The sequence below is a fragment of the Bacillus salipaludis genome (genome assembly GCF_004358205.1).
This window is the reverse complement of record NZ_SMYO01000003.1, coordinates 66,053-78,232: the sequence shown is the minus strand read 5'-3', so window position 1 is coordinate 78,232 and position 12,180 is coordinate 66,053. Positions and strand designations below refer to the sequence as shown.

The 12,180-nt window shown below is 39.0% G+C and carries 13 protein-coding genes; 7 read left to right on the top strand and 6 right to left on the bottom strand.

The window, feature by feature from the left end; genetic code table 11:
* Positions 1-32 precede the first annotated feature (32 nt).
* Positions 33-203, top strand: a complete 171-nt coding sequence (locus E2K98_RS30805; protein WP_165976188.1) for a hypothetical protein — start codon at positions 33-35, stop codon at positions 201-203.
* A 343-nt stretch (positions 204-546) separates the two neighbouring features.
* A complete protein-coding gene (uvsE, locus tag E2K98_RS05775; protein WP_133333748.1) occupies positions 547-1,512 on the top strand; it encodes a UV DNA damage repair endonuclease UvsE in 966 nt (321 codons plus the stop codon).
* A 199-nt stretch (positions 1,513-1,711) separates the two neighbouring features.
* Here the strand turns inward: uvsE and E2K98_RS31585 are convergent, their stop codons facing one another.
* From E2K98_RS31585 to E2K98_RS05765, 3 genes are all read right to left on the bottom strand, one after another.
* Positions 1,712-2,224: an AEC family transporter gene (locus E2K98_RS31585; RefSeq protein ID WP_235824728.1), complete on the bottom strand. Its 513-nt coding sequence runs from the start codon at positions 2,222-2,224 to the stop codon at positions 1,712-1,714.
* Positions 2,199-2,483, bottom strand: coding sequence for an AEC family transporter (locus E2K98_RS31580; protein WP_235824727.1), 285 nt, complete (start codon positions 2,481-2,483; stop codon positions 2,199-2,201). The genes E2K98_RS31585 and E2K98_RS31580 overlap by 26 nt, the downstream gene beginning before the upstream one ends.
* A 127-nt stretch (positions 2,484-2,610) precedes the next feature.
* Positions 2,611-3,483: an SDR family oxidoreductase gene (locus E2K98_RS05765; protein WP_133333320.1), complete on the bottom strand. Its 873-nt coding sequence runs from the start codon at positions 3,481-3,483 to the stop codon at positions 2,611-2,613.
* Between the two features lie 227 nt (positions 3,484-3,710).
* Between E2K98_RS05765 and E2K98_RS05760 the strand changes: the two genes are divergently transcribed.
* On the top strand, positions 3,711-4,781 hold the full coding sequence (locus tag E2K98_RS05760) for a BMP family lipoprotein (RefSeq protein ID WP_133333319.1): 1,071 nt from the start codon (positions 3,711-3,713) through the stop codon (positions 4,779-4,781).
* Between the two features lie 288 nt (positions 4,782-5,069).
* On the opposite strand, the gene E2K98_RS05755 is transcribed toward E2K98_RS05760, so the two are convergent.
* On the bottom strand, positions 5,070-6,530 hold the full coding sequence (locus E2K98_RS05755) for a flavin monoamine oxidase family protein (RefSeq protein ID WP_208025334.1): 1,461 nt from the start codon (positions 6,528-6,530) through the stop codon (positions 5,070-5,072).
* Positions 6,531-6,743: 213 nt separating this feature from the next.
* Between E2K98_RS05755 and E2K98_RS05750 the strand changes: the two genes are divergently transcribed.
* Together E2K98_RS05750 and E2K98_RS05745 are read left to right on the top strand one after the other, a co-directional pair.
* Positions 6,744-7,199: a C40 family peptidase gene (locus tag E2K98_RS05750; RefSeq protein ID WP_235824726.1), complete on the top strand. Its 456-nt coding sequence runs from the start codon at positions 6,744-6,746 to the stop codon at positions 7,197-7,199.
* Positions 7,200-7,424: 225 nt separating this feature from the next.
* Positions 7,425-7,793 (top strand): Gp49 family protein, encoded by a 369-nt coding sequence (locus E2K98_RS05745; protein WP_133333317.1) that lies wholly within the window; start codon positions 7,425-7,427, stop codon positions 7,791-7,793.
* Between the two features lie 55 nt (positions 7,794-7,848).
* Here E2K98_RS05745 and E2K98_RS05740 read toward each other — a convergent pair whose 3' ends face one another.
* A complete protein-coding gene (locus E2K98_RS05740) occupies positions 7,849-9,222 on the bottom strand; it encodes a dipeptidase (RefSeq protein ID WP_133333316.1) in 1,374 nt (457 codons plus the stop codon).
* A gap of 190 nt (positions 9,223-9,412) precedes the next feature.
* Between E2K98_RS05740 and E2K98_RS05735 the strand changes: the two genes are divergently transcribed.
* Positions 9,413-10,039, top strand: a complete 627-nt coding sequence (locus E2K98_RS05735) for a fumarylacetoacetate hydrolase family protein (RefSeq protein ID WP_133333315.1) — start codon at positions 9,413-9,415, stop codon at positions 10,037-10,039.
* Positions 10,040-10,188: 149 nt separating this feature from the next.
* On the opposite strand, the gene E2K98_RS05730 is transcribed toward E2K98_RS05735, so the two are convergent.
* Positions 10,189-10,755, bottom strand: a complete 567-nt coding sequence (locus E2K98_RS05730; RefSeq protein WP_133333314.1) for an MOSC domain-containing protein — start codon at positions 10,753-10,755, stop codon at positions 10,189-10,191.
* Between the two features lie 282 nt (positions 10,756-11,037).
* Here E2K98_RS05730 and E2K98_RS05725 point away from each other — a divergent pair, with 282 nt between their 5' ends.
* The gene (locus E2K98_RS05725; protein WP_133333746.1) at positions 11,038-12,147 is read left to right on the top strand and encodes an alpha/beta fold hydrolase; all 1,110 of its coding nucleotides are present in this window, start codon (positions 11,038-11,040) and stop codon (positions 12,145-12,147) included.
* Positions 12,148-12,180 lie beyond the last annotated feature (33 nt).

Sequence of the window (12,180 nt, the reverse complement as noted above, 5' to 3'; positions counted from 1 at the left end):
CTTCAGAATACCTTTGATAGGAGAACAAGTATATGTCTGATAAACAAGCCCTTAATAATCAAAAACAAAGCGGGAAGTATCAGCAAGGATCAGGGTCCCGATATCATGAAGAGCATGCAAGCCATGTCCCAGATTACGGAGCAAATATTGTAGACCCAAATGCACAAGGTTTAAGCAACAACACAAATAAAACTAGCCAATAATTGGTTTTAATGATAAAAAAGGTCATCATTGATTGATGGCCTTACTTTTTAGTGTAAGGCTATGTTAAAGGACAATGTTGATTATTGAACAGCAGTTGATTGGAGCGGAAGGCACGAAGACTCTTCGAAAATGCTAACGCATTTTCTTCGTGCGTGGGCGGATTCAAGGAAGCAATTCAGTGTCCTGTGGGAGTACGGGACAGGGGAGACCCCTCAGGAGCATAGCGACGAGGAGGATCCCCGAACCGCCAACGAACCGCTTGTGCCTGGAGCGGAAATCAACATCAAGTTTAGCAGAAGATATCAACGATTTATTCAGATGAGTGAGAAGAGGTGGAAGAAAGTGACGATTGTACGCCTTGGCTTTGTTGCGATGAGCATGGAACTAAAAAATGCTTCCCCCTCTCAAACGATGACCTATGCGCAATTCCAGAAAATAGCAGATAGGGAAGCGGCGATTCGCAAATTAGAACGGATTTCCATATCAAATTTACAGCATACATTTAGGATTTTAAAGCATGCTGCAGCTTCTGAGATTCATTTTTATCGGTTAACCTCACGCCTCATACCTTTGGCGAACCATGAGGAGCTTTCTGATTGGGATTATATGGATCCTTTAAAAGCAAATTTGAAGGAGATAGGAGATTTTGTCAAAAAACATAACATAAGAATTGACTTTCATCCCGATCACTTTGTCCTGATTAATTCACCCAATAAGGATATTTTGAAAAATTCAATAAGGACTTTAAAAATGCATTACTTATTATTAAAGGGGATGAAAATAGACCCGACACATCGTTGTGTCATGCATGTGGGGGGAAACTATAAGGAAACAGAAACATCCCTTGAACGCTTTATCGATAATTGGATGGAGGTCCCGAGATTCATACAAAAAACGATCATGCTTGAAAATGATGATACTTCTTTTACATTAGAAGATACACTTTTTCTATGTGAAAAATTAGGAATTCCACTTGTTTTCGATTATCATCACCATCTTGTACATCATAAAAATCCAAATTGGGAAGAGAACTGGAGTCAAGTTGTACACACATGGGTGGATTCTCCTCTCCCTATAAAAATGCATATATCAAGTCCCAAAAGCGATAAAGAAATTCGCCACCATTCAGATTACATAAATATCGATATGTTTTTCAAGTTCCTAAAAGAGATCAAAGGCAGCATTCCGCAAATTGATTGTATGATTGAGGCAAAAAGAAAAGATGATTCTTTATTTAAATTAATGGAAGAGATTAAAACGAGAGGCGACATCGAAATGATTGACGGCTCTTCATTTTACTTGAAGTAATTAAGAAGAGCCAATATAAAATAATTTAGATTAATATTCTAAAAAAGCGTTAAGACGAAATAAAGAAATGGAAGGGTAATAATACATAGAATGGTGGTAAGTAAGACTCCTGACGATGCAAAGCTTGAATCAGCCCCAAATTTTTCAGAATAAAGTGATATAGTTGGAGCAGAAGGCATTCCGGACACAAGGACGGCGATTACCAGTAGGGGGGGAACGGTACGGATAGTGTTACAAAAGGAAGGAGGAGTATGGGAATGATGAGTAGTTTGATCAACACCGATTTCCATAGGTAAATATTTTTTATAAATAAAATCATCTCTTTACTTTTAACATTCGCAATTAATATCCCGATCATCATCATAGAGAGGGGGATGGTCATTTTGCCAACGGTCTCTAGGCCGCTAGAAATTAGATGTGGCAAACGAATGGGTAGGAGAAAAATAATCAGTCCAGTGATTGTGGAGAGAATCCCGGGATTTAAAAAGATATTTTTCCAATTGATTTGCTCCTTGTTTTTACTAAACAAGTATACCCCATACGTCCAAATGAGAATTAAATAATATAAATTAAACATCGTTAAATAAACAATACCCTGCCCCCCTAATATAACATAACTAACTGCGTAACCAATAAAGCCTTGGGTGCCAAAAATAATGAGTCCCTCATAAACACTTTTTTGTTTCTCAGGAAGGTTTGCACATCTTCTCATCCAAATCGCCAAGAAAACAGACTGTTAGAATATATACTGACAATGATACGAGCCATAAAAATTCTTTTAATAATGTAAAAGAGAAGGAAATATCTAATGAGAATAAAATGAGGGCAGGTAAAGTTATATTTAATATCAGTTGTGTAAGCACATTATTAGCATTTTCATTTAGGATTCCTTTTTTTCTAACGATAAACCCTAAAATTGCCATTCCATATAGGACCAACATTTCCTGGATAAATGCCTCAACAGAATTCATTTTCATCCCTCCTCCTCTAAAGTATGACCTCTCGATTTGGATGGTTAATCATATTAAAACAAACTTTCCTTAATAGTGTAATGCAATAAAAAACCGATCTTTCATCCTTAGAAAGATCGGTTTTTCATTATTTTGTTTGAGAAAGTTCATGCACGATTTCAGTTAATGCCTCGTTAATTGGTGTTGCCGGACGGCCGATTAGTTTTTCAAAATCATTGCTTTCAACATCTAGTGTGCCTTCTCGAATGCTTCTTTGAATATCTACAAGCAGTGGAAGAAGGAATTCCGGTACGCCCGCACCCTTCATAATGTCGGCATAAGTGGCGTCATCGACCTGATGCACAGGTACTTCTCTACCTAGTACAGTTCCAAGAGCAGCTACTAGTTCTTCCTGGGTCAATACTTTACCTGAAAGTTCATAAATAGTATTTTCGTGACCGTTACCTGAGAGAACTGCTGCCGCAGCTTCAGCATAATCTAGCTGTGGTGCCCAACCAACCTTGCCGTTTCCGGCTGATGTCACCCATGGCGCTCCTGCAAGGACACCTTGAATGCTTGGTATTTCATTTTCTAAGTACCAATTATTGCGCAAGAAGGAGTAGGGAATACCTGTTTTCAGGATCGCTTCTTCGGTTGCCTGATGAGTTGGAGCGAACAGATTTTTACTCTCCATTGCATTTCCTAAACTAGTATAGGCAATAAATTTAACACCTGCACGCTCTGCCGCAGCGACGGCATTAGCATGCTGACGAATTCGTGTTTCATTGTCTTTATCGGCAGAAATAAGAAGTAAGCGGTCAATTCCAGCAAAAGCTGAATCTAAGCTCTCCGGCTGATCAAAATCTCCTTGGCGAACTTCTACTCCACAAGCCCGTAAATTTTCCGCTTTCTCGGGATTACGTACACTTACAACGAGTTGACTTGCTGGTACAGTTTTCAATAGAGTTTCTACAACCTTAGACCCCAATTTTCCTGTAGCACCCGTAACGAGCATTTTCATCATTATTTCCTCCAATTCTTAAGATATAATTAAACTAGTTACATGTAACTATAATAGTTACTTTATGTGTTTTTGTCAATAATTAAAACTATAATGTGGAAAAGATTTAAAGGTGAAATTGTGCCATTAAAGATTTATGGAATGAACCTGTCCTTTTTTGACAAACTAATTTATAAAAGACAGGTTAGTTTTTTGTATTTCATCAACTTTTTAGGAGGACTTTTAAGGTGATAAAGAGAAAAATGGCATTGCTATTAACGTTATTGCTAGCTGCAGGGACCATTCTGGGTGCATGTGGAAAGGGGAATAACAACTCAACTGGCGGTAACAAAAAGAATGGCTTCTCAGCTGGCATGGTTACGGACGTTGGTGGGGTGGATGATAAATCCTTCAACCAATCTTCTTGGGAAGGTCTTCAAGCCTTTGGTAAAGCAAATAACATGGAAAAAGGAAAAGGTGGATATGATTATCTGCAATCCACATCTGATGCTGATTATGTGACAAACTTAACGACACTTGCCCGCCAAGGCTTTAATTTAGTATTTGGTATAGGGTTCTTAATGCAAAACGCTGTAGATCAAGTGGCAAAGCAGCAGAAGGATACGAATTTTGCCATTATTGATTCGGAAGTGAAAGAGCCAAACGTTGTTAGCATTCTTTTTAAAGAGCAGGAAGCAGCATTCCTTGCAGGAGTTGCAGCAGGACTTACAACAAAAAGTAATCATATTGGTTTTATCGGCGGTATGAAAAATGCTGTAATTGAACGTTTCGAAGCTGGTTTTCTTGCTGGAGTAAAAGCAGCAAAACCAACGGCAAAGGTTGATGTCCAATACGCAGGTGCTTTCGATAAACCAGAGGCTGGTCAAGCAATTGCATCTAAAATGTATACTTCTGGAGCAGATGTGGTCTTTCATGCAGCTGGTGGTACTGGTAACGGTTTATTTAAAGAAGCGACAGACCGAAAGAAAAAGAATCCAAACAGTGAAATTTGGGCACTTGGTGTAGACCGTGATCAAAGCGACATGGGTCCTGATGTTGTTCTTACTTCTGCACTGAAACGTGTGGACGTAGCTGTAAAGGATACTGCTCAAAAAGCAAAAGATGGCAAATTCCCTGGAGGACAGGATATTCTTTACGGTCTAAATGAAGATGGTGTAGCTTTAGCTCCAATTAATGCCAAGGCTTCAAACAAAGCTGCTATTGAAAAGGCAGTAAAAGAGTGGACTGATAAAATTAAGTCCGGTGCTCTCAAAGTTCCTGGCACTCTTAATGAATTAAAAACATTTACTGTTAAATAGGAAAGCTAATCGTATATTTTGAATAAAAGCTGCACTCTGGCAGCTTTTATTCAATTTTTTTGGGATTTTTTTGCATAAAAAATCCACCCTTCCATTAGTGAAGGATGGATAAACAACAATTTCAAGAATTTAGGGGTATCCTTGAAGTAATTTTATTATGGACTAAATTAAGAAAGTTATAAGTTTTTTTTGAAGAACAAAGAAAATTTATGAAGGTTATTTTTTAAGGAAGACTGCCGAACACGTCCTTCTTGTTCGAATTAGGCAGAATGGACTGAATTCCTGGGTTTATTTCGGTAAGTCATTCACTTCATTCGCAACCCTAATTCCAGATTCAATCGCTCCTTGCATCCAACCGTGGGTAAGGGTTGTATGTTCACCTGCAAAATGAACTCTTCCCTCGGGCAAAGTGATATAAGGAAACAATTCATTTTCCTGGCCCGGATCAAATGCCACAACAGCTCCTGTAGAATAGGGGTTATCGATCCAACTAAAAGAAGTTCCTCCTATAAATTCAGAATAGACTTGGTCACCGAAAATTTCGGCTAGGTTTTTTAAGGCATATTGAATGCGATCTTCATCTGATAAACCATTCCATGTTAAAGCTTCATCTGACCATGTATAACTTGCCAAAACAACAGCAGGTCCTTCTGAGCCAATCCCTTGGCTTGGGTAATAGGTGAACCGAATCGGCAAATCCGTTATTGATTTACCACCATATTGACCATGCCTTTCCCAAAATCTACTTTTAAATTCAATTCCAACTTTTGTTGCTGCCATATAGTTGATTTCACGAATGGCTCTGCGTTTATAGTAAGTAAAAGAATGGAATGGTTCAATCTTCACAAATCGTAACACGGAAAAGGGGATTGTTATGATGGCAAGATCACTCGTAATAGAGGAATTTTCTAAGTTGCTCTGATTGGTGGAATGGATGGTGACACGATTGTTATGTTGGATCATTTTTGTCATCCTCTGATTGAGCCTGATATTCTCTTTTAATTGGGGAATAAATGCATCTGGGAGCAGATCCATACCACCAGTGATCTCATAGTAACGATTGGTACTAAAGGTCGATGCTTCACGCAAAACTTCAAGAAATGACATTCCCATATAGGCTTCATAGTCAAGGAGTACATCAATCATATCAATTGCGCCATCTGAAAAGGTAGTTCCGTATTGATAATGGTACGAATTTAAGAAAGAGCCAAGTGAGAAATTTTTAAATTCTTTTGCTATTAAAGGCCAATTTCTCTTTGGATTTTTTTTAATAAAATTAACAATAGGCTGGAAAGCTAAATTAAACAGCTCTTCTGCGCTTTTACCTCTTTCATTGGGACGAACCGGAAAGTTTAGAATACTTGGGTTTTGTTCATACATATTGAGACGTGTCCGGATTCCATTTATATAAAGAATATCTGTGGTTGTTCGGTTGATAAAAAGGTTTAAGGGTAAACCGAATTTTTTAATATATTCTAAAGTCAACAAATGAGTATCAGGAATTCGCATGGGTCCAGCGTTTAAGTAAAGTCCATTGCTAAAAGGGTCACGGATGGTATAGATACGGCCTCCAACAAGGCTGTTTGCTTCCAGGATGGTGACGTGATGCCCAGCCTCCTTCAAAAGCGACGCGGCAACAAGTCCTGCTATCCCTGCACCGACAATAGTAATCCTCTTGGGGACTGTCGATTTTTTAAGACCATTCCGAATAAAGCTAATCATCTGTTGTATGGTTAAGGGCTCGTTTATATTTTCAGGCATTTCATCTCTCCTATTGGAAAAGGAATAATACATTGTATTCACTTGGAGAGAAGCCTATGTGTTAAAGAGTTGTATGAAGACGTTAAAGAGTAAAAATTATCTCAGAATAACTTTGTAACAAAACTGTAAATTTGCTGTGATGTCCCTGTTATACCTTCCTAGTATATTGGAACTATCAAATCACACGAGGAGGTAACCAATATGCTAAAAAAATTCATCATGGCATTTGTCATTCTTGCTTCTTGTGGCACTTTGTTTGCCAACATGGGTGATAAAGCGGAAGCGGCATCTTATAATTATCATATCAGAGCAATTCAAGTAGCAGAAAATCATATGGGAGTACCTTATCGATGGGGCGGAATGTCACCATATGGTTTTGATTGTTCAGGGCTTGTGAAATATTCTTATGGAAAAGCAGGAAGAACGTTAAACCGTACAGCTGCAACAATGTATTATGGAAACGGATATCATGTCTCATCACTAAAAACTGGCGATTTAATGTTCTTCGCACCATCAAAAGCAAGCAGACCAACACATGTTGCGATTTATATCGGATACGGTAAAATGATTATGGCTTCTTCTTCAAAAGGAGTTATGATTACAAAAACAAGCAACCCATATTGGCATGCTAGATATATTGGAGCAAAACGAGTGTAAAGATCATCGGGAACGTTGGTCTTTTTTTTCTGATTTTTATAACCAAAGACATCCATTGTTGAATTGTCAGAAAAATTAGAGAAAGTTTAATTTGACTGTGTATACTTTCCGTAATAAACTAAGGAAAATTTCATAAAGAAACTCCCATTTTTTGAACCTTTGTGAATAAACAAAGGGGTAAGTGGAAAGTCCGAAAACATTTATAACCTAAGGGAGAGAAACACTATGATGATTGAAAGTATTTGCCCAAAATGTGGAGAAATAAATAATGTTGAGCATAAAGGGGAAGACCTTCTATTTGTTACTTGTAAAAACAAACATATCTATGATCATATTGTCATTCCTTATTCCAGAATCGCTGGTATCAAAGATGATCGAAGGAAAAAATTAGAGGAAATGATTGTTGAGAAAAAATTTCATCGAATGAGTGATAAATCAACCATTTGTCTACTAATCTTTGAAAATGGTTATGAAATTGAAGGACGTTCAACGGTTCGCGATATGGCTGATTTTAGAACGATTATTGGTAAAGACAAAGCGTATGAACAAGCCTTAAAGAAGGCAATGGTTGCATTAGGAGCATTCTTAGTTTGATTTGAAAAAGTATAATCAAAAAGGGCTATTCCAATTGGAGTAGCCCTTTACATTTTTATAAAGATTGTTCCAGCTCATACCAATAATAACAAATGGTTTCCATCCCTTTATCGAAATTCTCAAGGTTGAAATGTTCATTCGGAGCGTGGAAATTTTCGTCTGGGAGTCCAAATCCCATTAACACAACCGGCTTTTCCAAAATTTGATCAAAGGTAGCTACGATTGGAATCGAGCCGCCTCCACGTGTATAGGAGGTAGGTACATTGTAGACTTTTTCATATGCTCTTCCAGCCGCTTGAATTGCTGGATGGTCAAATGGTGTAACAAATGCAGGGCCTTTGTCAAAAAGTGAAACATTTACTGTTACTCCAGGCGGTGTATACGTTTTGATATGTTTTTGCAGCAGCTCCACAATTTCATCCGGGTCCTGATCTGGAACAAGACGGCAAGTGATTTTCGCATGCGCTTCTGCTGGAAGAACCGTTTTAATGCCTTCGCCTTGGAACCCGCCATAAATCCCGTTCACTTCAAGCGTTGGACGAACCCAATTTCTTTCTAATGACGTAAAACCTTCTTCGCCAAACATTTCCGGAACCCCTAGTTGGTCAATAAATGACTGATCCGTAATCCCTAGTGATGCATAGGCAGCTTTTTCATCCGCTGTTAACTCGGCAACTTTATCGTAAAAGCCTTCAACGGTGATTTGTCCTTTTTCGTTATGGAAGGACTTTACAATCTCGACTAAAGCATGAATGGGATTTTGAACCATGCCGCCGTATAATCCTGAATGAAGATCGCTTTTTGGTCCCTTAACATCAATTTGTACACCGCACAAACCTCTCAGACCATAGCAAATGGCCGGCTTTCCGCGCTCCATCATGCTAGTATCGGAAATCACAATCACATCGGATGACAATAATTCCTTATTTTCTTTTACAAAAAGTGGGAGATTAGGGCTGCCTATTTCTTCTTCGCCCTCGATCAGGAATTTTACATTGATGGGAAGGGTTCCAGTGGTTTCAAAAATCGCTTGCAGCGCTTTGAGATGCATAAACACTTGGCCTTTGTCATCGCTAGCCCCGCGAGCATAGATCTTCTCATCACGGATTTCTGCTTCAAAAGGAGGGCTGTCCCATAATTCAACCGGGTCAACGGGCTGGACATCATAGTGGCCATAAATCATTACAGTTGGTTTTCCTTCTGCCTTCAACCACTCCCCATAAACAACAGGGTGACCTTTTGTTTCGTAGATTTCAATCTTTTCCATCCCGATTTCTTGAAGGGCATTGGACACCCATTTTGCAGCCTTTTGAACATCCTCTTTATGCTCAGGGAGAGAGCTGATACTTGGAATCGCCAAAAATTCCTTTAATTCCGTTAAATGCTTATCTCTGTTTTTTGTAAGGTATGTAATAACAGCTTGTTCCAAAAATATAACCTCCTAAAAATCTAGTTTTTACCGATAAGTTAATTTTGAATCATAATGTTAAATGTTTCAAGTTGAAAACATGGGCGAACTAGATAAATTCATATGAAAGTGAAGTTTAGATAAAGCAGAAGAAGCTCAATATGGTAGAATAAAATGGGAAACAATATATGGAAAAGAAGAGGGATTGGATATGAAGGAGATTAAAAATATTTATTGTGTGGGAAGAAATTACGCAGCACATGCAAAGGAATTAAACAATCAAGTTCCAACTTCACCATTTCTTTTTTCAAAACCTACTCATGCCTTGGTAGAAGCGGAAGGACAGGAAATCCGCCTGCCAGGGAATCGTGGTTCTATCCATTTTGAAACAGAGCTTGTTGTAAGAGTTGGTAAACGATATGAGATGGGCATGGGTGTAGAGGAAGCGATCGACAGTATGGCAATCGGGCTTGACCTTACTTTACGGGATGTTCAAACGGAACTGAAGAAGAAAGGCCACCCATGGCTGCTTGCAAAGGGGTTTCCAGAATCGGCAGTTGTAAGTGAGTTCATTGATTTTCCTGGGCTTGAAAAAGTAGAGAAAGCGGATTTCATCCTGATGAAAAATGGGGAGAAGGTTCAGCAAGGAAATATAAAAAATATGCTTTTTGATTTGCAAACGATCTTAGATTTTACAGCCCAGAACTTCGGATTGGGGGAAGGGGACATCATCTTTACCGGAACACCAGAAGGGGTTGGACAAGTTTCGGACGGAGATCAGCTTTCACTGATATGGGATAATAAGGTTCTTGGTGAGTGTTTGATTAAATTAACTTAAGAACTTCAGATTTGGCATATATAGGAATACTAATTAAAAATAGAAAAAGCCTCTAGTCTATTCGTTAGAGGCTTAAAAATATTTACATTATTGAGGTAAATTTATCGTGGTCTGGGCGCATGGTTGCCAATAAGTCGAATAACAACCTCTTATTGCATCGGATTTGAAAAGTTATTAATTAGAATCTGTACCTGATCTCCTTGACGAATCTTACCTGGTCGTTCTACTGCACAAACAATACCTCTTCGCTTAAAGGCCGCACGGACAAAATCTGTTGCTATTTTTGGACGATCCTCATATTGCTGTTGAATAATTTGGCCAGGAAACACGCACGGCAGGTTTTGGCCCATACAAATCAAGCCTGTACCATTAGGGAAGAGAATTCGTGAACCCAAAGTGAGACTTGTAAGCTCAGGGAATCCACTCAACAATAGATTTGCCCCAAGCCATTCAGGCAGCACCTTCTCAATACCTAATTGTTCAGAAATCTGCCGGCAATCTTCTTCAGCCAAAATGGTAATCTGACGGCGATTGAGGATTTCTGTACCTCTAGGATACATGGGCTGGCGTGAATCCGCCGGGAAAGTAACTCCAAAGTGCCGATCCCCCGGTATTCCGCCAAATTCTAGATTAACCTCAGGAATCCGGCGTGTAACAAACGTTTCTGGACTATCCGCTATCAGGATTGCACGGACCTCTGCCTCTGCAGTTTTCATTTTTAAGCACCTCTTTGAATATATCGTTATACTGGTATGAACTCCTAGTAAATTGTAAATTTACCATTTCAAGAGTATTGTAGCACTTAATGGAAGGTTACTCCACACCAAGAGAGCTAGAAATTCCGGAATGGTGGCTTCCATCTCGCTTTAAAGCACCAGGGGAAGGCACTTTTTTTTCATCGGATGTTATCCAATCAAAGGGGAAAGCGAATATATCTAATGATGAGCTCGTACTTGGTCGGAAAAAGGGAGAAACATAGGAGGCGAAGGATAATGGATATGAATTATGTAAAGAAACAACAATTTACGATTGAAAACTATACGTTGGAAAATGGGAAAAGCATTCCAGTTACACTTGGGTATGAAACCTATGGGGAATTAAATGAAGAAAAATCGAATGTGATTTTAGTTCCTCATTATTTTAGCGGTACAAGCCATGCCGCAGGAAAATACACACCGGAGGACCCGAATCCAGGATATTGGAATGATTTAATTGGCCCTGGAAAAGCAGTAGATACCAATAAATTTTTTGTCATAAGCACTGATAACCTTGCCAATGTCCAGGTGAAAAACCCCAATGTGATTACGACAGGACCAAGATCCATCAACCCGAAGACAGGTAAAATATGGGGACTTGATTTTCCGGCTTTCACGTACCGTGATATGGCAGGCATTCAACATGAATTTTTAACAAAACAATTAGGCATCAACAAATTATATGGCGTGATGGGGGCTTCTGCCGGTGGATTTATTTCGCTTCATTGGGCCGTGAATTACCCTGAAAAAGTGGAACGGATGATTGGCGTAATCACCAATCCGCAAAATCCAATTCTAACCTCATTAAATGTAACTCAACAGGGGATGCGTGCAATTGCCCTTGATCCCAATTGGAAGGAGGGGTTTTATCAGGACGGACAAGAACCTACAGAAGGTCTTCATCTAGCTGTTCAAATGATGAATACAGGGGCATTTACTCCGGAATTCTATGAAACAACCTATCCAAGAGATAGTAAAGAGCAAGGACCTTATCAGGATTATAAGGTGCCAACTTCTTATGAAAAACAAGTTGCAAAGGCGATTGAATCTGGTTCGGCATTTGTTGATGCCAGTCATTGGTATTACACGTGCAGGGCAACGATGATGCATGATATCGCACACGGGCAGGAATCGTTGGAAACTGCTTTGGAGAAAATCACCGCAAAGGTATTAATGGTATCCTGTACCAGTGATTTATTGCAGCCTACCGTTTATAATCGAGAAATGATCGAAATCATGAAAACGCAAGAGAAACAAGTGGAACTATATGAATTTGATAGTTTAAAAGGACATTTGGCCGGCATATTAGAAACACATTTGTTTCGTGAGAAAATTGCTGAATTTTTAATATAAAGGAGAATTGCTTGTGTTTTGGTGGAACTAATA